The organism is Patescibacteria group bacterium (assembly GCA_038065255.1).
In the GTDB taxonomy this organism is placed as follows: Bacteria; Patescibacteriota; Patescibacteriia; order JACQRZ01; family JACQRZ01; genus JBBTRI01.
This window is the reverse complement of sequence record JBBTRI010000001.1, coordinates 57,853-79,357: the sequence shown is the minus strand read 5'-3', so window position 1 is coordinate 79,357 and position 21,505 is coordinate 57,853. Positions and strand designations below refer to the sequence as shown.

General features: G+C 44.7%; 25 protein-coding genes. 2 read left to right on the top strand and 23 right to left on the bottom strand.

Annotated features, from left to right (window positions below; all coding sequences use genetic code 11):
- The first annotated feature begins 111 nt into the window (after positions 1 to 111).
- Positions 112 to 774 carry a tRNA pseudouridine(55) synthase TruB gene (gene truB / locus AAB400_00435; GenBank protein ID MEK7648369.1) on the top strand — a complete coding sequence of 221 codons (663 nt, stop codon included), beginning with the start codon at positions 112 to 114 and terminating at the stop codon, positions 772 to 774.
- Here truB and AAB400_00430 read toward each other — a convergent pair.
- From AAB400_00430 to infA, 12 genes are read right to left on the bottom strand one after another with little or no spacing between them, the layout of a single operon-like run.
- Positions 769 to 1,479, bottom strand: coding sequence for a glycosyltransferase family 2 protein (locus AAB400_00430; protein ID MEK7648368.1), 711 nt, complete (start codon positions 1,477 to 1,479; stop codon positions 769 to 771). The genes truB and AAB400_00430 overlap by 6 nt on opposite strands.
- A complete protein-coding gene (locus tag AAB400_00425) occupies positions 1,476 to 2,582 on the bottom strand; it encodes a glycosyltransferase family 4 protein (protein ID MEK7648367.1) in 1,107 nt (368 codons plus the stop codon). Before AAB400_00425 ends, AAB400_00430 begins: the two co-directional genes overlap by 4 nt.
- On the bottom strand, positions 2,579 to 4,054 hold the full coding sequence (locus AAB400_00420) for a flippase (GenBank protein ID MEK7648366.1): 1,476 nt from the start codon (positions 4,052 to 4,054) through the stop codon (positions 2,579 to 2,581). The genes AAB400_00425 and AAB400_00420 overlap by 4 nt, the downstream gene beginning before the upstream one ends.
- Positions 4,055 to 4,102: 48 nt before the next feature.
- Positions 4,103 to 4,585: a 30S ribosomal protein S9 gene (gene rpsI / locus AAB400_00415; GenBank protein MEK7648365.1), complete on the bottom strand. Its 483-nt coding sequence runs from the start codon at positions 4,583 to 4,585 to the stop codon at positions 4,103 to 4,105.
- Between the two features lie 9 nt (positions 4,586 to 4,594).
- Positions 4,595 to 4,978, bottom strand: coding sequence for a 50S ribosomal protein L13 (gene rplM, locus AAB400_00410; GenBank protein MEK7648364.1), 384 nt, complete (start codon positions 4,976 to 4,978; stop codon positions 4,595 to 4,597).
- Positions 4,979 to 4,982: 4 nt separating this feature from the next.
- Complete coding sequence (gene rplQ, locus AAB400_00405) at positions 4,983 to 5,333, bottom strand: 50S ribosomal protein L17 (GenBank protein MEK7648363.1); 351 nt, start codon at positions 5,331 to 5,333, stop codon at positions 4,983 to 4,985.
- A 9-nt stretch (positions 5,334 to 5,342) separates the two neighbouring features.
- Entirely contained in the window at positions 5,343 to 6,182 is an 840-nt protein-coding gene (rpoA, locus tag AAB400_00400) for a DNA-directed RNA polymerase subunit alpha (GenBank protein MEK7648362.1), read from the bottom strand.
- Positions 6,183 to 6,206: 24 nt separating this feature from the next.
- A complete protein-coding gene (gene rpsD / locus AAB400_00395) occupies positions 6,207 to 6,839 on the bottom strand; it encodes a 30S ribosomal protein S4 (GenBank protein ID MEK7648361.1) in 633 nt (210 codons plus the stop codon).
- 18 nt (positions 6,840 to 6,857) lie between these two features.
- Positions 6,858 to 7,325 (bottom strand): 30S ribosomal protein S11, encoded by a 468-nt coding sequence (gene rpsK, locus AAB400_00390; protein MEK7648360.1) that lies wholly within the window; start codon positions 7,323 to 7,325, stop codon positions 6,858 to 6,860.
- An 8-nt stretch (positions 7,326 to 7,333) separates the two neighbouring features.
- Entirely contained in the window at positions 7,334 to 7,723 is a 390-nt protein-coding gene (gene rpsM, locus AAB400_00385) for a 30S ribosomal protein S13 (protein MEK7648359.1), read from the bottom strand.
- A 3-nt stretch (positions 7,724 to 7,726) separates the two neighbouring features.
- Positions 7,727 to 7,840 carry a 50S ribosomal protein L36 gene (gene rpmJ / locus AAB400_00380; GenBank protein MEK7648358.1) on the bottom strand — a complete coding sequence of 38 codons (114 nt, stop codon included), beginning with the start codon at positions 7,838 to 7,840 and terminating at the stop codon, positions 7,727 to 7,729.
- 7 nt (positions 7,841 to 7,847) lie between these two features.
- Complete coding sequence (gene infA / locus AAB400_00375; GenBank protein MEK7648357.1) at positions 7,848 to 8,078, bottom strand: translation initiation factor IF-1; 231 nt, start codon at positions 8,076 to 8,078, stop codon at positions 7,848 to 7,850.
- A 177-nt stretch (positions 8,079 to 8,255) separates the two neighbouring features.
- Between infA and rsmI the strand changes: the two genes are divergently transcribed.
- Complete coding sequence (gene rsmI, locus AAB400_00370) at positions 8,256 to 8,975, top strand: 16S rRNA (cytidine(1402)-2'-O)-methyltransferase (GenBank protein ID MEK7648356.1); 720 nt, start codon at positions 8,256 to 8,258, stop codon at positions 8,973 to 8,975.
- On the opposite strand, the gene AAB400_00365 is transcribed toward rsmI, so the two are convergent.
- The 11 genes from AAB400_00365 to secD all read right to left on the bottom strand — a co-directional run bounded on the left by AAB400_00365 (position 8,914) and on the right by secD (position 21,398).
- On the bottom strand, positions 8,914 to 10,668 hold the full coding sequence (locus AAB400_00365) for an alanine--tRNA ligase-related protein (GenBank protein MEK7648355.1): 1,755 nt from the start codon (positions 10,666 to 10,668) through the stop codon (positions 8,914 to 8,916). The genes rsmI and AAB400_00365 overlap by 62 nt on opposite strands.
- Positions 10,665 to 10,880 carry a type II toxin-antitoxin system HicA family toxin gene (locus AAB400_00360; protein ID MEK7648354.1) on the bottom strand — a complete coding sequence of 72 codons (216 nt, stop codon included), beginning with the start codon at positions 10,878 to 10,880 and terminating at the stop codon, positions 10,665 to 10,667. Before AAB400_00360 ends, AAB400_00365 begins: the two co-directional genes overlap by 4 nt.
- A 20-nt stretch (positions 10,881 to 10,900) precedes the next feature.
- Positions 10,901 to 11,152, bottom strand: a complete 252-nt coding sequence (locus AAB400_00355; GenBank protein ID MEK7648353.1) for a type II toxin-antitoxin system HicB family antitoxin — start codon at positions 11,150 to 11,152, stop codon at positions 10,901 to 10,903.
- 38 nt (positions 11,153 to 11,190) lie between these two features.
- A complete protein-coding gene (locus tag AAB400_00350) occupies positions 11,191 to 11,625 on the bottom strand; it encodes an HIT domain-containing protein (protein ID MEK7648352.1) in 435 nt (144 codons plus the stop codon).
- Between the two features lie 121 nt (positions 11,626 to 11,746).
- Complete coding sequence (gene mnmA, locus AAB400_00345) at positions 11,747 to 12,862, bottom strand: tRNA 2-thiouridine(34) synthase MnmA (GenBank protein MEK7648351.1); 1,116 nt, start codon at positions 12,860 to 12,862, stop codon at positions 11,747 to 11,749.
- 290 nt (positions 12,863 to 13,152) lie between these two features.
- Entirely contained in the window at positions 13,153 to 13,740 is a 588-nt protein-coding gene (locus AAB400_00340) for a thymidine kinase (GenBank protein ID MEK7648350.1), read from the bottom strand.
- Positions 13,741 to 13,762: 22 nt separating this feature from the next.
- Positions 13,763 to 15,331, bottom strand: coding sequence for a hypothetical protein (locus AAB400_00335; GenBank protein ID MEK7648349.1), 1,569 nt, complete (start codon positions 15,329 to 15,331; stop codon positions 13,763 to 13,765).
- A gap of 19 nt (positions 15,332 to 15,350) precedes the next feature.
- Positions 15,351 to 16,928 (bottom strand): DUF87 domain-containing protein, encoded by a 1,578-nt coding sequence (locus AAB400_00330; protein ID MEK7648348.1) that lies wholly within the window; start codon positions 16,926 to 16,928, stop codon positions 15,351 to 15,353.
- On the bottom strand, positions 16,925 to 18,322 hold the full coding sequence (locus tag AAB400_00325; GenBank protein MEK7648347.1) for a hypothetical protein: 1,398 nt from the start codon (positions 18,320 to 18,322) through the stop codon (positions 16,925 to 16,927). The genes AAB400_00330 and AAB400_00325 overlap by 4 nt, the downstream gene beginning before the upstream one ends.
- An 89-nt stretch (positions 18,323 to 18,411) precedes the next feature.
- A complete protein-coding gene (secF, locus tag AAB400_00320) occupies positions 18,412 to 19,314 on the bottom strand; it encodes a protein translocase subunit SecF (GenBank protein ID MEK7648346.1) in 903 nt (300 codons plus the stop codon).
- Positions 19,311 to 21,398, bottom strand: coding sequence for a protein translocase subunit SecD (gene secD / locus AAB400_00315; protein MEK7648345.1), 2,088 nt, complete (start codon positions 21,396 to 21,398; stop codon positions 19,311 to 19,313). Before secD ends, secF begins: the two co-directional genes overlap by 4 nt.
- Between the last annotated feature and the right edge of the window lie 107 nt (positions 21,399 to 21,505).

The window sequence follows — 21,505 nt, the reverse complement described above, 5'->3', positions numbered from 1 at the left end:
ATAATGTATGATTAGATCGAAGCAAGTATAGCACAATTTTGATGTTTTGTCAATACCTATTAGCCTAACTATTATATTTGATTATAAAATAAAGGAATTATTATTATTATTGTGACTAACGACACTAGACAAAATGAGCTATTACTCATCAACAAGCCTTCCGGGCCAACATCGCACGACATCGTTGATAGAGTCAGAAAACAAACGGGAATTAAGCGTGTTGGACATGCGGGCACACTTGACCCGTTTGCAACAGGACTTTTGATTATTCTTGTCGGGCGAGAGCAGACAAAGCGGCAATCTGAGTTCTTGACCATGGATAAAACATACGAAGCTGTTATAAAAATTGGTGGAACAAGTACAACCGATGATTGCACCGGTGAGATAACATCTAATCCGCCGGAATCACCAATTACGCCAACATTAATTCAGAAAACACTCCAATCCTTTATCGGAACATTTGATCAGATGCCGCCGAATTTTAGCGCAAAAAAAATCAAAGGAAAAAAGGCATACGAACTCGCGAGAGAAGGAATACAACCCGACCTCAAGCCGAAACAAATAACAATCTATTCAATCGAATTTATTTCATATTCGTGGCCACTTCTGACAATTAGATGTTCAGTCTCGAGCGGCACCTATATTCGCGCATTAGCCCGCGATATCGGCAAAGCACTTGGAGGCGGAGCGTATTGCGAAAAGCTCATGCGCACCTCAATCGGCCCCTATAACCTTTCTGATGCGTCACTGCTTGATGAGCTCAATTCATTATAATTGATGCTTCTGTTTAATTGCCTCCATTCCACGTTCATATTTTTCAATAGATGCGATATGGATACCCAGTCGACGCCATGGAATTTTGTACATACACGAGGGTAGCCACTTACTTAAACCAACGCGCACCTCTCGCTTAAGATTTTCACCTGTTGAATACAATACCTCCGGAATATAAATTCCCGTATAGCCCAGCTCTAACATTGTAAGCCATACATCCCAGTCCTGAAATTTTTTTATCGCAGTATCAAATCCTGGGTGGTGCTCACGTCGCACAAGAGATGCCATATTGATATAATTCATCTTTTTTAACAACTCAACATCGTAAGGATAGCTTTTGAATAGTTTCCATTCCCACTTAAATGAAGAGTACGCAAATGAACATTCCGGATGCTCTTGCAATGCTTGAAACATTTTTTCCAAGCAATCCGGGCGCATGATAACATCGGCGTCGCACACAATAATGTATTCTCCGCGGGAAGCGGCAATACCTTCATTTCGCGTTATTTGTTTATCAACATTTTTTTCGTGTTTGATGTAGGTAACTCTGTCGAGATAGGGCTTGATCGCTTCATCCGTGGTATCAGTGGATCCATCGTTGATATAAATAACTTCGATATCCTTGTACGTTTGACTAAAAATACTCTCAAGCGTTCGAGGCAGTACCTTTCCTTCATTGAGTGCGGGAATAATAATTGAGATCATACATACGTAAGAATATTTTTTAATTTTTGTGCCTGGATCTCCCATCGAAATTCCCTTTGTACGCGCTCACGCCCTTGCTTGCCAAGCCGATTGCACAGTTCAGGGTCGCGAGTGAGAAGCAAAACGGCATCAGCTATTTCACTGCTGTTTTTTTCTGAAACCAAGAGACCTGTTTCTCCATCAATAATAGCATCGGAAATGCCACCGCTACGACTGCCTATGACGGCCTTTCCAAAACTATTTGCTTCAATGTAGGCCATACCAAACCCCTCGACATCGCCAAGTTCTTCATAGGGCGCCATAACAAATATATCGCATTCCCGGTAATACTTCTTTCTCATCTCATCAGAAACAATACCGACAAAATCTACATGCTGCTCCAGTGATAACTCGCGAACAAGCTTCATGAGATCACGGCGCATGTGCCCACCCCCCACAATACTATAGATACATGTTGGAAATGATTCAATGAGTTTTGGCAACGCCCGTATGACATACTCATGCCCTTTTCGTTTCACGAGACGCGCAACTGTCAGGAGTATCGGGAAGTGATCAGATGTTTTTGGAGTATCGTTTTTCTCTTCAAAAGTAACCGAACAAGGATATAGCAGCGAGATGCGTTTTTGTTCAATTCCATATGTTTGTACCTGCTGGAACGTGTAGGTGCTGTTTACCAGAATGACTTGCGCATGCCTAAGAAGAGATGCGGCCAATGCTTTTTTTCTTCGCGACCGCCCTGCCATCCCCAAATCCATCCCATGAAGGGATATACAGTACGGGATCCCCGTACAGAACGATGCGATACGCACTGCACTTCCTACTGGCAGTATTTGCCCTGCAATAATACATCGAATGTTTTCTTTTTTTGCAATATCAATAATAGTAAAAACAAGTTTAAGCCATTTAGGAAACCAGAATCTCGAAAGAAATGGCTTGCGGTATACAATATATGCACCGGGACGTTCTCTAACACCACTCGGAAGTTCCGGAGCAAGAATCACCCAATTAGAAGGCGGCATTTCATCAGAAAGGCCCATCCAATATTGTGCAATGCCTCCCACTGACGGATAAAAATCCATAGTAACAAGAAGTGTTTTTTTCATACATCGGTAGGTGCTGATACCCCAAGATCTCCCTTCCTCATTAATGAATTGGCAACAAGCATGACGTCTGCTTTTGTTACAATACGCAATGCAAAACAGAAGAGAATATATGTAGCACAACCGACAATGAGCACTATGGCAAAGGGAAGAGCATTTCCAATACTCAATAGCACCAGTGCCATCCCTCCGGTTGCAAGAACTATTTTGAGCGTTGAGCGGATCAGATAAGGCATTTCCGGCTTCCAGTAGGCCTGCGACCATGCAAGACTGGCAAGAAAAATAAAACAAGAAACTACTAGAGCTGTTAACGCCGCACCCACAACGCCAAACAGTGTTATAAGTGAAATATTCCCCACAATACTCAGAGTAGCGGCAATGCCGTAGAGGATCGTATTTTTTTGCTGTTGATTCGTTGCTGCAAAAAGCGCTCCAAAAGGAAAACAGAGAAATCCAAATACCATGGAAATACTTAACACCTGCATAACGCCGATGGTTGGAAGATAATGGTTATTGTAAAAAACAGATACGATATGTGGAGCCAAGATCACCATACCTGCAGCAATGGGCACCACGATGAGTATGAGGACATATAGCGTTTTTGCAAGCATTGATGAAATTCTGTGCGGTGATGAAAGCGCAAACGAGCTTAATGTCGGATACAGGCTTGCTGAGAGTGATGACGGGATAAGGTTGAGAGCAAGAATCATTTTATTTGCAGCCATAAACCAACCGACAGCCTCTTCTCCTGCAATCGACGCAAGGAGTGTTGCGTCCGTATAGGTATATATTCGTGAAAAAATAGCAGCTCCGGCAAATGGAAGCGATAATAGTACCATTTCTTTGAGTGTGTGCCAATCATACAGCGGCACAAACGATATATGGAGCTTATGCGATAGCACCCACAAGGCATACAAAAAATTTCCAACACTTCCGGCAAGAACAGCATACACAAGGTATTCGAGAGGTAGGTGTAATCCTATTGCACTCCCGCCTAGCCCAACCATTATTCCTATTGCGAGCACTCCTCCAATAGCTTCATTGGTTAAGTTATGGAATCCGCGGATAACCGACCATGTTGCAACAGAACACGTATCGATTACTGCGGCAATACCGGCGATGGAAATAAGATAGATGAGCTCAGATGGATAATTGAGCGCGTGAGAAAGTGCGATCATGCTTCCATACACCACAATTCCAAGAATAATGCGAGAAAAAAACATTTGGCGCACCATTTTCTCAACACCCCTTCCATCGCGTGCTGACTGCCGCGTCAGCATGGCAGATGTTCCGACATCAACAAATACGCCGAATAATGTGGTAAATGCCAATGCGGCGCTATATCTTCCCTGCTCGGCTGGACCAAATACATTTGCGACAATGACAAAATACACGAGGGTCATTGCTTTTTGCGCTGCAATCGAAAGCAAGAACATCGCGGTGTTTTTGGTCATTGTTTGTTTCTGAAGCGACATACCTCCATTATACCAAAAGAGCCTCTGAATGCGAGGCTCTTTTTTGCTTTATCGTTTTGAGAATTGGGGTGCGCGGCGAGCACGTTTGAGTCCGGGCTTTTTCCGCTCCTTAATACGAGGATCCCGCGTAAGGAAGCCGAGACTTCGAAGTGTTTTACGAAAATCTTCGTTCATGAGCAACAATGCTCTGGCAATACCGTGCCGTACGGCATCTGCTTGACCTCGAAATCCTCCGCCTAGAACTTTTACCGATATATCAAGTGAATCTTTTGTATTTGTTTGAATAAGGGGCGCTTGAACTGTTTGCAACATAACAAATGAAGGAAAATAGAGTTCAACGGGCTTCTGATTTACAACAAATTGTCCTGTTCCTTCCGTGATTCTCACGCGTGCAATGGCTTCCTTCCGCCTGCCCACCGCTCGATACTGAACAGATGAGGAAGCCACTGGCGCAACAGGTTCTTTTTTTACTCGAGAAACTTTCGGAGCAGCAGCTTTTTTAATCGATGATTTTGGTTTTGCTTCTACCATAGAGGTTCATTAGGATTGGATAGTGAGACGATTTATCATGCCCTTCCGCAAACGTGTGGGAGGAAGCATTTGATACACAACACGGCGCAGAACATCGGAAGGGTCTTTTTCCATCATGTGACCGAGCTGTTTAACTTTCATGCCTCCCGGATATCCGGAATAGTGATAATATTTTTTTTGCTCCAGTTTTAAACCTGTGATTTTTACCTGTTTAGCATTTGTCACAACAACAAAATCGCCGCCGTCAATATGGGGCTGATAGCTCACTTTGTGTTTGCCGCGCAGCAATGTTGCAATGCGTGTGGCTAACCGCCCAAGCACTTGGCCGCTTGCATCAAAAGTGTGCGTTTTTCTCTCTTTGAGAGTTGGTTTTTTTGTTACGCTTTTTTTCATAGATTTAGACAAGTTCGATGCGCGCAACATGGGCAGCATCCCCCTGGCGTTGGCCTATTTTTATTATGCGGGTATATCCGCCCGGGCGCTCCTTGTAGCGGGGACCGATATCCTCCAATAATTTCTTAACCGCATTTTCAACAGTTAAATACTTCATGAGATAGCGCCTGGCAGCTAATGTGCCGACTCTACTATGCGTAATCAACCGTTCAACAAACGGCCTTAGTGCTTTTGCCTTGGCCTCGGTTGTCTGAATCTTTTCATACAGAATCAGCTGCGATGCCAGGATGCGCAACAGCGCTTTGCGAGCTGACGCTTTTCGATCGAGTGTTTTTTTGGTGCTTCGGTGACGCATACTCATGAGTTAGAGACCTTTGCGGGGACGGCCTCTTTTTTTTGGTTCTTTAATTTCTTCTTCAGAACTAACAACTTCCTCATCTGCATGATTCTCGGAAAGATCAGAAAATTCAGGCTGTTCTTCGACATTCTCACCACCTTCTTCTGATGCCGCTTCTTCTTGTTTGCCAAGTAAGAATTGAAATTGTTCAACAAGTACGGAAGCAGCTTGCTTCACGGCATCTTCGGCACTGATACTGCCATCTGTTTCGATCGCAAGGACTATTTTATTATAGGTCGTCATCTGACCCACACGGACATTTTCCACACGCACTCCGACATTTCGAATGGGCGTAAAAATCGCATCAACGGTAATAGTGCCAATGTCTTCCTTTTCTTTTTCACGCGCTTCAGTCGGCAAATAACCGCGGCCCTTGCGCACGAACAAATCCATTTCAAGCTGAGCGTTTTTATTTGTTAGTGAACAGATAGCGTCGCCGGGATTCGCAATTTCTACGTCTTGCGTTGGTTCAATATCTGCGGCAGTCACTTGTTTTTCGCCTTTTGCTTTAAGCGTTAGCTTTACTGTTTCATCGGTATGCACCTTAAAACGCAATTGTTTCAGATTGAGGATAAGATCTACAACATCCTCCTTAACATACGGTAATGTTGAAAATTCGTGCGTTACACCCTTAATTTTAACGGCAACAATAGCGCCCCCTTCAAGCGATGAAAGAAGAACGCGGCGCATTGCAATACCAAGTGTAATGCCATACCCCGGATAGAGCGGTTCAATGGTAAGAATAGTCTCGTTGGGTTTACTCCCGGGAGTATATTCAAGCTTGGTTGGTAAAGGAATAAGCTCCATAAAGAAAAAATAATGAGCGAGTAATTAACGTGAATAATATTCTGTAATAAGACGGACATCGTAGAGTGGGTTCACTTCAGTAAGTGTCGGCATACCGACAACTTTTCCCTCAAGAGACTTCTTCTCCGAATGGATCCACCCTGGCACTTGCACTTTTTCGAGCACAGGCATCACCTCTTGGAACATTTTGCCCGGTTGAGATGCCTGTCTGACACCGATCGATTGTCCTGCTTTTACGCGATAAGATGGAATGGTGACTTTCTTACCATCTACGATAATGTGGCCGTGATTCACAAGTTGGCGCGCTTTTTGATGCGAGCTCGCCCATCCCAAGCGATACACAACATTATCCAAGCGCGTTTCTAACAGCTGCATAAAAATTTCTCCGGAATTGCCCAATGAACGGCTTGCGCGATTAAAATAATTGCTCATTTGCTTTTCGGTAATGCCATAGTAGAATCGTGCCTTTTGCTTTTCTCGGAGCTGAATGCCGTATGGCGTTAAGCGGGATTTTCCCTTCTTTTTGGTGCTAATCATGCCTGGGGCATAATTTCGCTTTACAATAGCGCACTTGGGGGTATAGCAACGATCACCCTTCAAGTAGAGCTTTGTTCCTGCTCGGCGACATAATCTGCATTTATCAAGTATGCGTGACATATATTCTTGTAGTGCCTACTAGACTCTTCGTACGCGAGGAGCGCGGCATCCATTATGAGGAATAGGAGTTACATCTTTGAGTGCAATAACATTGATACCGTTGGCATTCAATGCACGAACGGCCGCTTCTCTGCCAGAGCCGACACCTTTTACAAATACTGAAGCATCAGTGAGTCCATAGGGTTTTACGCGTTCCATAACCTGCTTAACAATCACGCTTGCAGCATAGGGTGTGGCCTTTTTGGGCCCTCGGAAACCACAACCGCCCGCTGAAGCCCAGCCAAGCACATTGCCATGCGCATCGGTCACAGTGACTATCGTATTATTGAATGTTGCTTTGATATGCACAGCTCCAACAGGAATAGAACGGTATACCTTCTTTTTGCTTTTCTTTTTTACACCGGAACCTTCTTTTTTTTCAACCTTTTCTATCGGCGCAGATTCAACGCCAAGATCTCCGAATAGTTGTGATGTTTGATCAGACATAGGCTCAATTATGTTTTGGTTGCGATACGTTTACCCGACATCATAGTCACTCGCTTATTGCCGCGAACGGTTCGGGAATTTGTTTTTGTCCTCTGGCCGTGAACAGGCAATTTTTTACTATGCCTGCTGCCGCGATAATCGCCGATTTCTTTGTGGTGTTTGATATTTGTCTGGACTTCTCTCCGCAAATCGCCTTCAACACGGAAATGTTTCTCGATATATTCTCGCAATTTGTTGCATTCGCTTTCGGTGAGGTCTTTGGTGCGTTTTTGTCCATCTACACCAACAGTCTGAAGCACCTTGCGTGCGGATGTCAAGCCTATGCCGTACAAATACGGCAATGCATACTCTATTTTTTTCTGCTGAGGCAGGACATAGCCTGCAATACGTAATGCCATATATTAGCCTTGGCGCTGTTTATGTTTTGGATTTTCACAAATCACCATCACACGCTTGTTTCTACGGATGGTTTTGCATTTCAAACAAATTTTTTTTACTGATGATCGGACCTTCATAGGGGGCTTAAAAGCGAAAAATAACACGTCCCTTCGTTAAGTCGTAGGGCGTCATCTGTACTTTAACTCTGTCACTCGGAAGCAACCGTATGCGATGCATGCGCATCTTACCAGACAAATGAGCCAATATTTCATGGCCATTGTCAAGGCGTACGCGGAAGCTTGCGGCAGGCAATAGTTCGATTACCTCGCCTTCAGCTTCGATAAACGCCTTGCTCTCGGCAGTTGTTTCGCTCATGAACAGTCCTGTCTAAAAATAAAGAAAAAATCGCTCTCCACTAGCCAAAAGAGTGATATGGTTTTCGCCATCTACTTACCTGCTCCACTCTACCCTCTTTTTCCAATAGTGTCAATAGTATCAAAGAATATGCTCCCTGTAAAGGTTTTACATACCCGTTTAATGCGCTATGATTATATGCATATGAAAATATATAGTATTGCAAGCCCCATCGGAAACCTTGAGGATATAACATTTCGAGCCATATCAATCCTCAAAACGGCCAATTTCATCCTCTGTGAAGACACGCGAACGACAAGTAAACTTTTGCGTCATTATGGCATACTCACTCCAACTCTTTCTTATCACCAGCATAGTAAAACCGCTGTTATTGATAAGATTATCCACATGGTGCAGAGCGGGTCGGTGCTTGCGCTATTGACAGATGCGGGCACCCCAGGAGTATCTGATCCCGGCAACGAGCTCATAGCAACCCTTATCAGCCACTGCGGACCCGGCTTGGAAATCATTCCCATTCCCGGCGCATCCGCTGTGAGCACCCTTGCATCGGTTGCAGGTATTCCCATGAATTCATTTTTGTTCATGGGATTTCCGCCACACAAAAAGAAACGGAAATCATTTTTTGAAAAAATGGCACGAAGTGAAGAACCGGTCGTGCTCTTTGAATCACCGCATCGCATTATCAAAACTCTTCTGTCGATTGAAGCCGTACTTCCCACCTCCTATACAATCGTTGGCCGAGAGCTCACAAAAATTCATGAAACAATCTACCGCGGAATAATCTCTGATGTCAGAAAAAAGCTTGAACAGGAAGGCCCTCGAGGAGAATTCACTGTTATTGTACATCAACAACAGCCCGGATGCGCCGCACACCGGCACTGCACGCCTCTTCTTTGACAATGGTTATATGTCCAATTTCTCCCGTTTGTGCCACATGGGGCCCGCCACAGAACTCCTTTGAAAACGCTTGTTCAAGTGTGGGGCCGACATAGTACACCTTCACGCGATCCGGATATTTTTCTTTAAAAAAATGCAGTGCGCCTGTCGCCCTTGCTTGGTCTATGGGTAATTCAACAAACTGTACGGATAAATCTTGGCGCACGGCATCATTCACAATACTCTCAATACGCTCTAGTTCTTGCGGTGTGAGCTTTCGTCCAAAGGTGAAATCAAAGCGAGTCCGCTCAACGGTAATATCGGACCCTTGCTGATGGACATCGGAACCTAATACATCGCGCAATGCCTTGTGTAGGAGGTGGGTAGCCGTGTGAAGACGGGTAACAATGTGCAGTTCACGCTCATCCGACGCTTTCAATTCACCGGTATCAAGAAGAAGGCCGTGCCCCCCAAACTTCTTTTCAAGCCCTGCCCGAGAAATCTCTTGGTGTTTCTTGAATGCCGCATCAAAACAATCTCGAGTAAGGTGGGCCGCCTTAGGACCGCCGATTTCTTTGATAATTTCATACGGCAAGCCATAGCTTTCATAGAGTTTAAATGCTGTAACAGCATCTATTATTTCTAGCTTGTTCAATTCTTTAAGGCCTGACTTTAATGTTTTGAGAAACTTTTCTTTTTCCTTGGAAAATTCTTCTTGTACGATTGCTTTTGCAAGTTCTCCGTACCACGGAGCATAGAGATCAACAACCTTCAACAGAACATGGAGGGCGTTAAAAAGAGCTTCGCGAGATTGATGCTCGTGCACTATAACTCTGCGCATCAAGCGGCGTAAGATATATCCACGCTCCTTATTGGACGGACGAACTCCATCGCACAAGAGAAAAACAACCGCACGGCAATGATCAGCGGCAATCCGCCGCGTTCTCTCATCAAGACTGCTCGGTATAAGCTCCATAAGCGGCGCAAATAAATCTGTCTCAAAAATAGTCTGTGTTTGTTGGGAAATCATGGCAAGACGCTCAAGGCCCATCCCGGTATCAATGCCTGGCGTTTCGAGCTGCGATAGTTGCGCTGTGCCGGAAGCAAGCTCCTCCCGAGAACCGCTGCACAAGAACTGATTGAATACGATATTCCATATTTCAATATCCTTCCCTTGGGCATTGGTGCAGTAGACTTCCGTTGTCGGCCCACAGGGACCCGAAGATCCTGTCGGACCCCAAAATACATCATCCATTCCCTCTTCCCGGATGTCTGCAACGCCAAGTTCCTGCCAAAGCGCCCGAGATTCCTCGTCTTTGGGCACATGTGCGCTTCCCTCAAAGATGGTTACATATGAAATTGTTAATCTCATCACGTTTGTTATAAACTCATGCGCAAAAACAATTGCCTCTTTTTTGAAATACCCGCCGAACGAAAAATTACCGAGCATTTCGAAAAACGTGAGATGGGACTCATCCCCCACTTCGTCGATATCTGATGTGCGGAAGCTTTTTTGAATCGAAACGGTATTCAGCGAGCCGAAATCAGCTTGCGCATCCGCTTCGCCGGTATAATACTTTTTAAACTGCTGCATGCCGGCTGTCGTCAAAAGCACCGATGGGTCATCCGGTATCAATGACGAAGAAGGCACAATTGTATGCCCACTCTCGTTAAAAAATTCTGTGAATGCTTTTCGTATTTCGTTTGAAGTCATAACACATTTAAAAATTCTTCCTGTGAAAATCCTGATTGCTTAATGATTGCCATCAATAATGGCCGTTTCAAATCGCCAGAGTGATGGGGAACTGAAGTAATTTTTCCAGTCTTTTGATGACGTAAGATTACATGACTGCCAGACTGATGGCGCACAACAAATCCAAGCCTTTCAAGCGCTCGGATACATTCAAGAGGTTTGACTTGCGGCATGCGGTACGACACACGCGTAGCTATTCAAATGTCTTTGGCGAAACAACACTCACATGCGCAGCAACGTATTCTTTTTCAATCGGAATTTCATCCCCGTCTTCTGCAAGTATGCGTAAATATCCATTGATTGCATCTGCTATATTTGCCCTTGCTTCTTCAAATGTATTACCCTGACTTACACACCCGGGAAGAGCGGGAACAGTTACAACATATCCTCCTTCTTCAGTGGGTTGAAAATAGGCTGTATAGCGTAACGATGTATCGTAATTCATATAGATAAGTGTTTCAAAAAAATTCTTATTCGTCAAATTCACGCGCCCCGCTTCTTATCCCGAAACAGTATCAGAAAATGTTCTCGCTCTTTTTCACTCAATTCAGTAAAATGTTCATCATCTTTTTGTGATTGGAGATAGAGTTCGTCTTGAAATTCTCTTGGAAGCAGGTGGGCATGTACGTGATTTACTTTCAGTAGTGATTCCGGTAAAAAAGGTTTGCAGTGCTGACGCATGTCGCATCCCGATGCCACATAGCCAAGAATATAATCTTGAAACTCAAGTGCTGTATCAAAAAAATTTGTTCGCTCTTCTTGGTTAAGCTCCGATGGCTTTTCAACGTGGCGGCGAGGAATAATCAGAAGATGTCCAGGCACAAGACGAGGATTACTCAGCAGCACAAAACAATGTTCGCGATACGCAACAATATGTTCTGTTTCATCATTGATGATTGTGCAAAACCGACACGACATATTACATTAATGACTAGAAGCCTTTTTCACAATACAACTTCTGCTGTTGAGTGCAGTTCGAAGCGATTGTGAAGCGTGGAGAAAGGCGTATGAGCCTATACGCCGTCGAGCACTGGAACAATCAACGAAGAAATGTGTCAACGGCAGGAGTTGTTGTTATAATTCCTCCGCCCAGCATAGCACTCCCCCTATAAAACACAATTGCCTGTCCGGAAGTCACGGCGCGCTGTTTGGAAAAGAATACTATATGCAATGTACCCCTTTTACTACCGATCTGCACTCTGCATCGTTGCAATGGCTGACGGTAGCGAATGCGTGCAAGCACAATGCATGGCAGCTTCGGCGCTGCGCCAATCCAATGAATAGCCTTGCATATCAACTCTTTTTTATACAGCGCGGAGTCATTCTGGTGTCCCACATATACGACATTTTGTTTAATATCTTTCCCAACAACATAATAGGCATCTGCTCCACCGCCGAATCCAAGCCCATGCCGCTGCCCTATCGTATAATACTCTGCTCCATCGTGTGTCCCCACCTGTTGGCCATCACATGTAAGAAGCGCCCCTTTCTTAGTACGGACGGCATCTTTGAGAAAATCCTTCATTGCCACCTTACCTACAAAACAAATGCCCTGACTGTCTTTACGATCCCAATTTGGCAGCTTTGCTTTTTTGGCGAGGTCACGCACTTCAGACTTGAGAAGATTTCCAAGAGGAAACAGACTTCGATTCAACTGCTGTTGCATGAGTCCATAGAGAAAATACGATTGATCTTTATTTCGGTCTTTTGCGATATGAAGCTGGAAACCTTCTCGTGTGCTCTTTTTTATAACGTAGTGGCCGGTAGCAATAGTGGCTGCTCCTTCTTTTCGAGCACGCTTCAAAAAAGCTCCAAACTTTACATGCGTATTACACATGATATCCGGATTTGGCGTTATGCCCTTTTTGTAGCCGTCAAACAAATACTGAACGACATGGTCAAAATATTCTTTTCGAAAATCCCACGCTTCAAAGGGGATACTCAAGTGCTCTGCAACCGCCTGAGCTGAAAGCCGATCGTCTTCTTGGGCACAGGATAGCAATGCAGAACTTTTTGGCACTATATCTACATAATCAAACTCACGCATAAATACGGCACGCACGTTAAATCCCTGTTGTTTTAGTAAAAGCGCTGCTACGGCAGAATCAACTCCGCCCGACAGAGCGACGAAAACTTTTTTTCCTTTATGCGGCATAAAAAAAGCCCTAGATTCGGGCTGGTATAAGACGGTAGATTATATGCTGTCCGTTAATTTCTTCAGGACCATTTAGATACTGTATTTCATTCACATAGGCTATATAAGCAAAGGGGCCTTCCTTATTTTCCTCCACTCGGACAGCTCCGGGTATCTGCGTATGAATGTGCGAACAATCAGGGATGTACGGTGCGCAAGGTTCATTATAACCCCAATCACGATAACCATATCCGGTATCTGCGTACATTATCATTTACCTAGCATTAGAATAGCGCGAAAAACATATTTTGTCAATACTGCTCGGCAATTAACCGCAGCTGCTCTCTGCCGGGAACTTCGTGGCATTTGCGGCAGCGTGCCTGGTATTCCTCATCTCCCACAACAAGCTGTTCACTCCCATACTGCGCCGGTTTTCCATCAACAAGCCGCTGGGATTGCGTTGCACGCTCTCCACATAGCATACACACAGCATCAAGCTTATCTACTCGGTCTGCAATCGCCATGAGCTGCGGTACAATACCGAATGGCTCACCGCGAAAATCCATATCAAGACCTGTAATAATTACCGAAATGCTATTTTGGCGAAGCGCTTCAATGACACCAATAAGCGATTTGTCATAGAAATGTGCTTCATCGATGCCGACAATATCCATTTCTTCTGAACGTGCAAGTATATATGATGGTTCATGAGTACGAATTGCTGTCAACGATGCACCATTCCTGCTAACCAATTCTTCGCTTCTGTTCCATCGCTCATCTATGGTATGTTTGAATACAAGCACTTTTTTGCGGGAGATCATGCAGCGTTTCAAGCGCCTAATCAGCTCTTCGCTTTTCCCGGAAAACATGCAGCCTGCAATCACTTCTATTGTTCCCATATGTACCAAAAAGTCGGAGCTATCAATCTATTTCTTCTTTTTTCTCTTTCAAAAAAGAAAACCATTCTTCCGTAATTTCCACCAGTGCTTGGAATGGCAACTCAATAAGTACGTCAAAGAGAAAGATAAAAATATTAATCCTGGAAATGTTGAACGACAACCAGTGCCCGACTTGAATAATCGGCAAAAAGAATGAATCGAAAAAAAGCGCAATAAAGCTTGGCTTTGATTTAATAATAATAAAGTCACGAACCGAGCGCCTTAGACTGACGCCGAAAAATGTGATAAGACAGACAAAGAGCACAAAAATTACCCCGCTCACAGCATTGAATTGCAGTTTTCGAAGCACCCAAATAATAGCGCCGAATGAAACGGCAAACAGCGCAAGGTGGAGTATAGTAAAAATAACAGTAAGCGTACGTGAGCGTTTTTTTTCACGATATCGCTGTGGAGTAAATACCGCCATGGGCGCATTCACATCGATCATTTCTTTTATTGCAGTCACAATCATTGCCGTATTATCTTTTTTAGGAAATTTTACAGAAAGCGTAATAGCAAGTAAGAGTGCCGGTGGAAAGACAACATTCACGATCAATGGCAGTGAATTGACATGACCAAGCGTCAGAATGTCGTAAGGCAACTCGATAGCAAACCCCAAAACCATTTTTGTAAGAAAAATATAGACGAATGCGCGGATAGTACGGGATACCAAGCGTTTTTTCTGCATCTGGTAGAGTGATTCACAGAGGCGTGTTATCTCCGCTTCCAATTGGGTATCTTGTTCAAGTACTGCATTCCCATGCTTTTTGATAATGGTGTGTAAAATAAAAAACGGGATACGGAATCTTCGAAATGCTTGGGTCAGTCTGCGGTTCAACGGATGCTTAATAAGCGCTTCAATGCTTGCGCGCGTGCGTTCATAGCTTTCCGTCAATAGGTCACTGTGGTTTTTCGCATATGCCGTCCATTCCGGAAATGTGTGTTTCAAAACAAAAAATCGCAGGCGTAGTGCATCGGGCCTGAGCAATACGCGATACGTTGCAATATACACTTGCTGTCTGCGCAGTTTATCATCCTCCACGCCGCTTTCCACGCTATCGACAAGCTGTTCATACATCAAATGCACAAGCGCTTCTTCCTTTGTGAGCGGAGCGAGCAGTTCATCAATGGCGCATGCAGACATTCCCAGTAACCACTCCTCATCAGCATCGGAAAGTTTATGGTTTTGCCGCAGTGTTTCCGCAACGCCAACAAACGTGTCAAGAATTTCCGCTACTTTTACAACAGCTGATGTAGGTATGGTGTTATTGGAAAAATAGCGTGATCTGATAAGTTCTTTAACAAGCGCATCTGCTATATCTGAACGAGATTCTTGAAAAATAAGGCGGCGGCTTAAAATGCGCTTAATGGCATTTTGCCGAAGCAAATGCTCATCTTGATAATCAATAATGTTTCTAATTTTTTCATAATAAAATGCGAGCGCACTACTCGCTTCGCTCACGCTCATCATCGGCTCATCTGCCGGCACAACCGTCTTTTTTTCCATCATGATGCGGATGTACCGTTGAAGTTTTTCATTTTTTTCATGCATAGACAGCAGTGTTGGGCTGTTACTGCGCTTTTTTTGGCCCTGTAAACGACGTTGGTTTTTTTGCAGCTAAATCTGTCAAAGAAATTGGTGGCTGACTTGGAGCTGGTTGTATTTTTCTTGGACTAGGAGGATGCGTCATTCCTTGGGGAGCGCGCGGACGATCTTGAAATTGGTCATCTCTGCGATCGTCTCTACGATCGTCTCTACGCGGAGGACGCGAACGCATCGGCGGTCTGTCACGTCTATCTGAACCGCGGTCAAAACGATCCCGCGATGTCATCCGTTCTCCTTGCTGTTCTTCGCGTTTGCGATCTTCTTCCTGCATACTCTCTGTCCACCGTGTGATTTTTTCTTCCACAAGCTCGCGTTTCTTTGCATAGCGTTCGCGCGAAACACGAATGACCTTTTCCTCGTTGCCTGTAATATCTTCTTTGGGAAACGGCGGCAATCCGTTTGATGAAAATGGATCGGATACCAATCCATCGATCATAAGTTTGATATAGAAGGCATGCTTGGGTAAATTCACCAAATCTTCTTCAATAAAACGCGGCGTGAATTCTTTCACTAAAAATTCCGCATCTCCGGCACCGACACGGAATGTAATAATAGTTCCGACGTTGCCAAACACGGCAGCACGAACAGTTTCGTCAAGTTGCTCAATATATTGGTGCGCCATAATCAAGCTCAAGTGGTATTTTCGCGCCTCAGATAAAATATTCGCAAAACTTTCCGTAGCATAGTTTTGAAATTCATCAACATAGAGGAAAAAATCGCGGCGGTCTTCTTCGGGCACATCTACGCGCTCCATGGCTGAAAGCTGAATTTTGGTAATCAGCATACCCCCTAGCAGGCGGCTGTTGTCCTCGCCGATTCTTCCCTTGGAAAGATTGAGGATCAAAATCTTTCCTTCATCCATAATGTCGCGAATATTGATAGTCGACTTCACCTGACCCACAATATTGCGAATAATAGAAGCAGATAAAAACTGCCCTACCTTATTTTGAATAGGAGCAATGGCTTCTGTCGCAAATTTTTCGTTATACTTTGCAAATTCGCTCACCCAAAATGCCTTGACGATAGGGTCTTTTATCTTTTCAATAACTTTAAGCCGATAGGGCTTATCCGCCAACATGCGATTCACGCCAAGCATGGTGCTTCCCGGATAATCCAAGAGAGCGAGAAGGGTATTGTTAAGAATATATTCCATACGAGGGCTCCACACATCTGGCCAGATTTTTTTGAATACCCCCATGAGCCCGGATGCGACCAAATGCTTATGCCGCTCGTCAACAGTTTCCAAAATATTAAACGCGACCGGATAGTCCATATCCCCGGGATTGATATACACAACATCGTTAACGCGGTTTGAAGGAATGTACCGAAGGATCGTTTCAGCAAGCTCCCCATGAGGATCAACAACGCCAACTCCCCTGCCCATGCGAATATCTTCTATGATCATATTCTCGAGCGTGGTTGATTTGCCCATGCCGGTTTTACCGATAATATACATGTGGCGCCGGCGATCGTCGGTTTTAATACCGAACCGCCGATTGTGGTTTCTGAAATTTGCAATGCCAACCGGTGTAATGTCTGTCATAGAAAAGGAATATTATCTGGCGTGTCTTCTGTTTCTTCCAGCGAAGGAAGTGGTGCGCGCGATGGTGCAGTGGCAACCTCATGAAGTGGAAGTGATTTGGGCGGTTCACCCCTCCGACTTGCTGTTTTACTCAACAACGGCGCGGCAATGTCTATCATAGGGAAGTGCCAGAGCGTTGCAAGCTCCTCAGCATTAAGAATATAGGGGGGATGCCCTCCGACAGCCGAACGATTCCTATACGCGCGCATAAGCTTGTTCTGCCGCCTCGCTATGCGCTGGGGAACAAAGAAATAATTTGCGGATACTTTTGAACAATCGTCCATGGTGAAGGTATTCAAATCAAGAATACTAAATTGCTTGAATGCGCCCAAAAGACCTGCCATCGCACGCTGTTTCATGTATATCTGCCGCGGCGCCAGATATACCAAGCGGATTTTCACAAAAAAACCTGGCTTTGCTAATTTCATCTGAATTTGCTCCAAAACATTTTTTTCTCCCGGAGAAAGAAATTGCATAAGACTCGGATAGTTCTGCCCTCCCGCGGCTTTGCCACCCTCACCCGGACCACTGCCGGCAAAACCGAATAATTCTTTTGTAAACTCATGTGCAAGATTCACTACCCATCCAAACAGACCCTTGGTAAGCGTATCAATGGCGCTGCTCTTGTGGGAAACTTTTTGCCCAATAAGCCTTTTCACCTCATCAAGGCCGTTTTTGTGCCATGTATTATCTGTTGCAACGAGGGCGATTTGGATCCATGCCTGCTCACCCTGTTTAAGCGTTGAAAGGTATTCGAATAAAGTTGCAAGTGGATCTTTGAATGTTCCTGAAAGCTTATCTTCAAAACTGATATACGTCTTGATGGGATACATATAGGGCCTGGTAAGAACAAGCTCCGATCCCCACATTTCATAATTTTCATCAGGCCAATACTGAGGAACATCGAGCACATAGTCGGTCGTCTCAGTGATTTCAGCATCGGGATACTGGGCAAAAATAGAAGCTTCAAGTAATGGCCGGTATTTAGCCGCAATACGGACATAGAACTGGACAAATCCCCCGCGACTAATGAGTTCGCACGAAAAACGGTCTTGTAATTTCCCTTTCCAAAATCGATCGATAAGCGTTCCTTTGCCGCTGAAAAGCCCTGTCATGTGAAGAAAGAAATTTTCAATCGCTTTCGGAGGCTGTTCTGTCTGCTTGGGAACATTGATGGCCAAAAAAACATAATCAATAGCCCCAAGATAGGCTCCGCGCCTGTCTTTCAGCCACATTTTCCACAAGCCATTGACGGAAATGAGAAGGATAATAAACCAACCGCCCCCGCTTAACATCCACCACATTGCGGAAAACGGATTAGAAAAATTTGGAATCAAGTCGAGCAAAAATTCCATATAGGTATAGTATAGCACTTTTTACTCACAATTTCAATGCCACACATGAGGCATTATCGCGGAGGGATTAGATGCTATCTCTCTACATACTACTTCTTATGTTTTGCTTCCCATTCATTCCATGCCACCAGCATTGGTGATGCAACAAAAATTGATGAATAGGTTCCGATGGCAATACCCAACAGTAACGCGAGGGAAAATGTTTTGATCGTTTCACCGCCAAAAAAGAAAATGGCGAGAAGCACCAGAAGCACTGTTAGCGACGTATTAATAGAGCGAACAATTGTTTCATTGAGAGATTTATTCACAATATCTTCGAATTCCCCGCGGAATTTGGTGAGATTTTCACGAATACGGTCGAATACCACAATCGTATCATGCACCGAAAAACCAAGAACCGTCAGAAATGCCGGGATAAACGAACTGTTCACTTCAATGCCGCCGAAATGTCCCAAGAATGCGAATATGCCAAGAACAAACAGAAGATCATGGAAGAGCGCTATAATAGCACATGTGCCATATTTCCACGAAGCAACAGGAAATGATACTTTTCGGAATACAAACGAGATATACAGCAATATCATCACAAGTGCCAGCACAATGGCAATAATCGATTTCTGTTTGAGCTCGCTTCCTATGATGGGCCCGATCGAATCGAATGACCGTTCAACAAGAGCACTGTCCTCTTTTTTCAATCCAGCTATGATCGCCTGATGTGTCGGCTCGTCAACAGTTTTAAAACGGAAAATAACGCCCCTCTCCCCCGATGGTTTAATCTCCGCATCTTTAATGCCTGCGTGTTCAAGTATGCCGTTCAAATCCTTCAATGGGGGCCGCGATTGGGAATATGCAACTTCCAAAAGGCTTCCGCCGGTGAAATCGATGCCGAACTTCAGCTGCCAAAGCGCCAATGCCACAATGCCAACTACGAGCATGCCTGCCGAAATCGAAAGCCAAAAATACCTTTTGTTGATGATGTTGAATGTTTTCATACGTTCTTTTTTGTATTGTTAAATAGCCATTCGTGGTTACGCAGTTTCCAGCCGGATACCAAACGCAAGAGCATTCGTGTAATGACAATCGCGGTAAACATGCTCAATGCAATACCCAATGCAAGCGTCAACGCAAAACCTTTGATAAGACTTGCGGAAAACCAGAAGAGGATAAAGCACGTAATCAATGACGACATATTGCTGTCGCGAATAGATGTCCATGCACGCCTAAACCCATCACGAATACTTCCATCGAGATTCTTTCCCCAGTGAAGCTCTTCCTTCATGCGTTCAAAAATTAAGATATTCGCATCCACAGCCATACCGACCGAAAGGATAAAACCCGCAATACCCGCAAGGCTCAATGTTACCGGCCAGATCTTGAAAAGCGCTAGGGTAAGCATTGCATACATGCAGAGAGCGATCACGGCTATGAGGCCGGGTATGCGATAAAACAGGATCATGAACAGTGCAACAAGCGCAAATCCGATGAGTCCCGCCTGTAAGCTCTTTTGAAGTGATTCGTTTCCCAAACTTGCTCCAATTGTCTGCTGACTGATGAGTGTGACAGGAATCGGCAGCGCGCCCGTATTTAAGCGCTGTGCCAAAAGCTTTGCTTCTTGAAGCGCAAAATTTCCGGTAATCACAGCCTTGCCTTCTTTGATCGGCTGGTTCACTCGCGGAATGCTGATCGGCTGAGCATCCAAGAAAATGGCAATTTCCTTACCAACATTTGCCGCTGTAAGATCGCCGAACAATTTCTTTCCTTCATCGTCAAATTCCAAACCCACTTCGGGAGCCTGTGTTTGCGGGTCAAAGTCAACATATGCCCGTTTCAACTGCTTACCGGTAAGTTCTGTCGCCAGCCACTCGTCGGGCTTTTTCTGGAAATCTGCAGCTGATTTTGTTTTCAACAGCACCCGCGCAACATTATACTGCTTTACTGTCCGCTCATCCTGTTTATAAATCAGATGATACCCAAATGCAGTTTCGATACTATCTGAAATTGCGCCTTTGGCGAGCGGAAACGCTCCGTCCTCAAATGGTTTGACCATAACGCCCCTGCCAAACCACCCCAAATCACCGCCACGTTCCGGTGCTCCCGGTTCGGTGGAATATTTTTTTGCAAATTCAACAAAATTTTCTTTGGTAAGCTGTTTTTTCAAATCTTCTAGTTGTTTTCGCGCGTCATCCTTTGACGTTTCCTTGCTGCAGCTCTGTGCACCCTTATAGCATATCAATAAATGGTTTGCTTTTATTTCGCCATTATCCCGCGCCCCTAAGACCTTCACAATACTGAGGCCATCCGGTCCTGTGAGAATATCGGGGAGCAGCTCGCCTGTTTTTCCTTTTGCGGCCATATCATAGAGGGCATTTCCTTGGGAATCCGGCGAGAGCCATCCCACCTCTCCGCCCTTTTCTTTTGTAAGTTCATCATCGGAAAAGCTTTTTGCGAGCTCTCCGAATTGCGCTCCTTCCTTTGCCTGTTTCAAAACACTTTCTGCTTTTGCGCGCCTATCGGCATTGAATGTATCGATCTCTTTCTGTTGTTCGGGGGTCAATGACATAATAACCTGCTGATCTTTTGCCGGATTAGCTGTTTTGAATTCCAAAAGCGGCGTATCGCCGATCATCTTGATTGCCTGCGAAATATCACTTACCCCCGCAAGCTCCACAATAATACGATAATCGTTGCCTACTTTTACTGTTTGTACAACCGGCTCTGCAACGCCAAACATATTCACGCGCCGCTCAATAACATCTCGCGCGCCTTCAAGCGCGGAAGTCTGGTCCTTTGCAGCTGTTTTTGCCAGATCAGCCTGATACACAAGATGGGTTCCTCCGCGAAGGTCAAGTCCAAGCCTAAAGCGTTCCGCGGGCCAGACGGGAATATGAATCTCAGGGAGTGAAATACCTTTAAGAGGCTCAACCGTACGGAGTCGCGCTTCGAGTGCGCCTTTATTGGCATTATAAAATTCAATGCTATTGTAGGCTGTTGCAATAAGTGTAAGGAGAAATACTCCTGCGATAATCCAACGGAGCTTTGCGCGCGGAGAGAGGCGCATTTTTGATGATTGCTTCATATGGTAAGTAACCTAATGTATACAAGAAAAAAGCGGCGCATACGCTATCCATGCCGCAACGAATGGTAGTATAAGAAAGTCTCCAGAAAAATGCAAATGCCTTTTCG

Coding starts and splice junctions, on each gene's coding strand:
- AAB400_00330 (MEK7648348.1), bottom strand. CDS start 16,928: ATGACAGACATTACACCGGTTGGCATTGCAAATTTCAGAAACCACAAT.
- AAB400_00355 (MEK7648353.1), bottom strand. CDS start 11,152: ATGAATTACGATACATCGTTACGCTATACAGCCTATTTTCAACCCACT.
- AAB400_00360 (MEK7648354.1), bottom strand. CDS start 10,880: ATGCCGCAAGTCAAACCTCTTGAATGTATCCGAGCGCTTGAAAGGCTT.
- rpmJ (MEK7648358.1), bottom strand. CDS start 7,840: ATGAAGGTCCGATCATCAGTAAAAAAAATTTGTTTGAAATGCAAAACC.
- rplQ (MEK7648363.1), bottom strand. CDS start 5,333: ATGCGTCACCGAAGCACCAAAAAAACACTCGATCGAAAAGCGTCAGCT.
- secF (MEK7648346.1), bottom strand. CDS start 19,314: ATGAAAACATTCAACATCATCAACAAAAGGTATTTTTGGCTTTCGATT.
- rpoA (MEK7648362.1), bottom strand. CDS start 6,182: ATGGAGCTTATTCCTTTACCAACCAAGCTTGAATATACTCCCGGGAGT.
- secD (MEK7648345.1), bottom strand. CDS start 21,398: ATGAAGCAATCATCAAAAATGCGCCTCTCTCCGCGCGCAAAGCTCCGT.
- AAB400_00340 (MEK7648350.1), bottom strand. CDS start 13,740: ATGGGAACAATAGAAGTGATTGCAGGCTGCATGTTTTCCGGGAAAAGC.
- AAB400_00430 (MEK7648368.1), bottom strand. CDS start 1,479: ATGATCTCAATTATTATTCCCGCACTCAATGAAGGAAAGGTACTGCCT.
- rplM (MEK7648364.1), bottom strand. CDS start 4,978: ATGAAAAAAAGCGTAACAAAAAAACCAACTCTCAAAGAGAGAAAAACG.
- AAB400_00335 (MEK7648349.1), bottom strand. CDS start 15,331: ATGCATGAAAAAAATGAAAAACTTCAACGGTACATCCGCATCATGATG.
- AAB400_00425 (MEK7648367.1), bottom strand. CDS start 2,582: ATGAAAAAAACACTTCTTGTTACTATGGATTTTTATCCGTCAGTGGGA.
- rpsD (MEK7648361.1), bottom strand. CDS start 6,839: ATGTCACGCATACTTGATAAATGCAGATTATGTCGCCGAGCAGGAACA.
- rpsK (MEK7648360.1), bottom strand. CDS start 7,325: ATGTCTGATCAAACATCACAACTATTCGGAGATCTTGGCGTTGAATCT.
- mnmA (MEK7648351.1), bottom strand. CDS start 12,862: ATGCCGCATAAAGGAAAAAAAGTTTTCGTCGCTCTGTCGGGCGGAGTT.
- rsmI (MEK7648356.1), top strand. CDS start 8,256: ATGCATATGAAAATATATAGTATTGCAAGCCCCATCGGAAACCTTGAG.
- rpsM (MEK7648359.1), bottom strand. CDS start 7,723: ATGGCATTACGTATTGCAGGCTATGTCCTGCCTCAGCAGAAAAAAATA.
- AAB400_00325 (MEK7648347.1), bottom strand. CDS start 18,322: ATGGAATTTTTGCTCGACTTGATTCCAAATTTTTCTAATCCGTTTTCC.
- AAB400_00420 (MEK7648366.1), bottom strand. CDS start 4,054: ATGTCGCTTCAGAAACAAACAATGACCAAAAACACCGCGATGTTCTTG.
- rpsI (MEK7648365.1), bottom strand. CDS start 4,585: ATGGTAGAAGCAAAACCAAAATCATCGATTAAAAAAGCTGCTGCTCCG.
- AAB400_00350 (MEK7648352.1), bottom strand. CDS start 11,625: ATGTCGTGTCGGTTTTGCACAATCATCAATGATGAAACAGAACATATT.
- AAB400_00365 (MEK7648355.1), bottom strand. CDS start 10,668: ATGACTTCAAACGAAATACGAAAAGCATTCACAGAATTTTTTAACGAG.
- infA (MEK7648357.1), bottom strand. CDS start 8,078: ATGAGCGAAACAACTGCCGAGAGCAAGGCGTTTATCGAAGCTGAAGGC.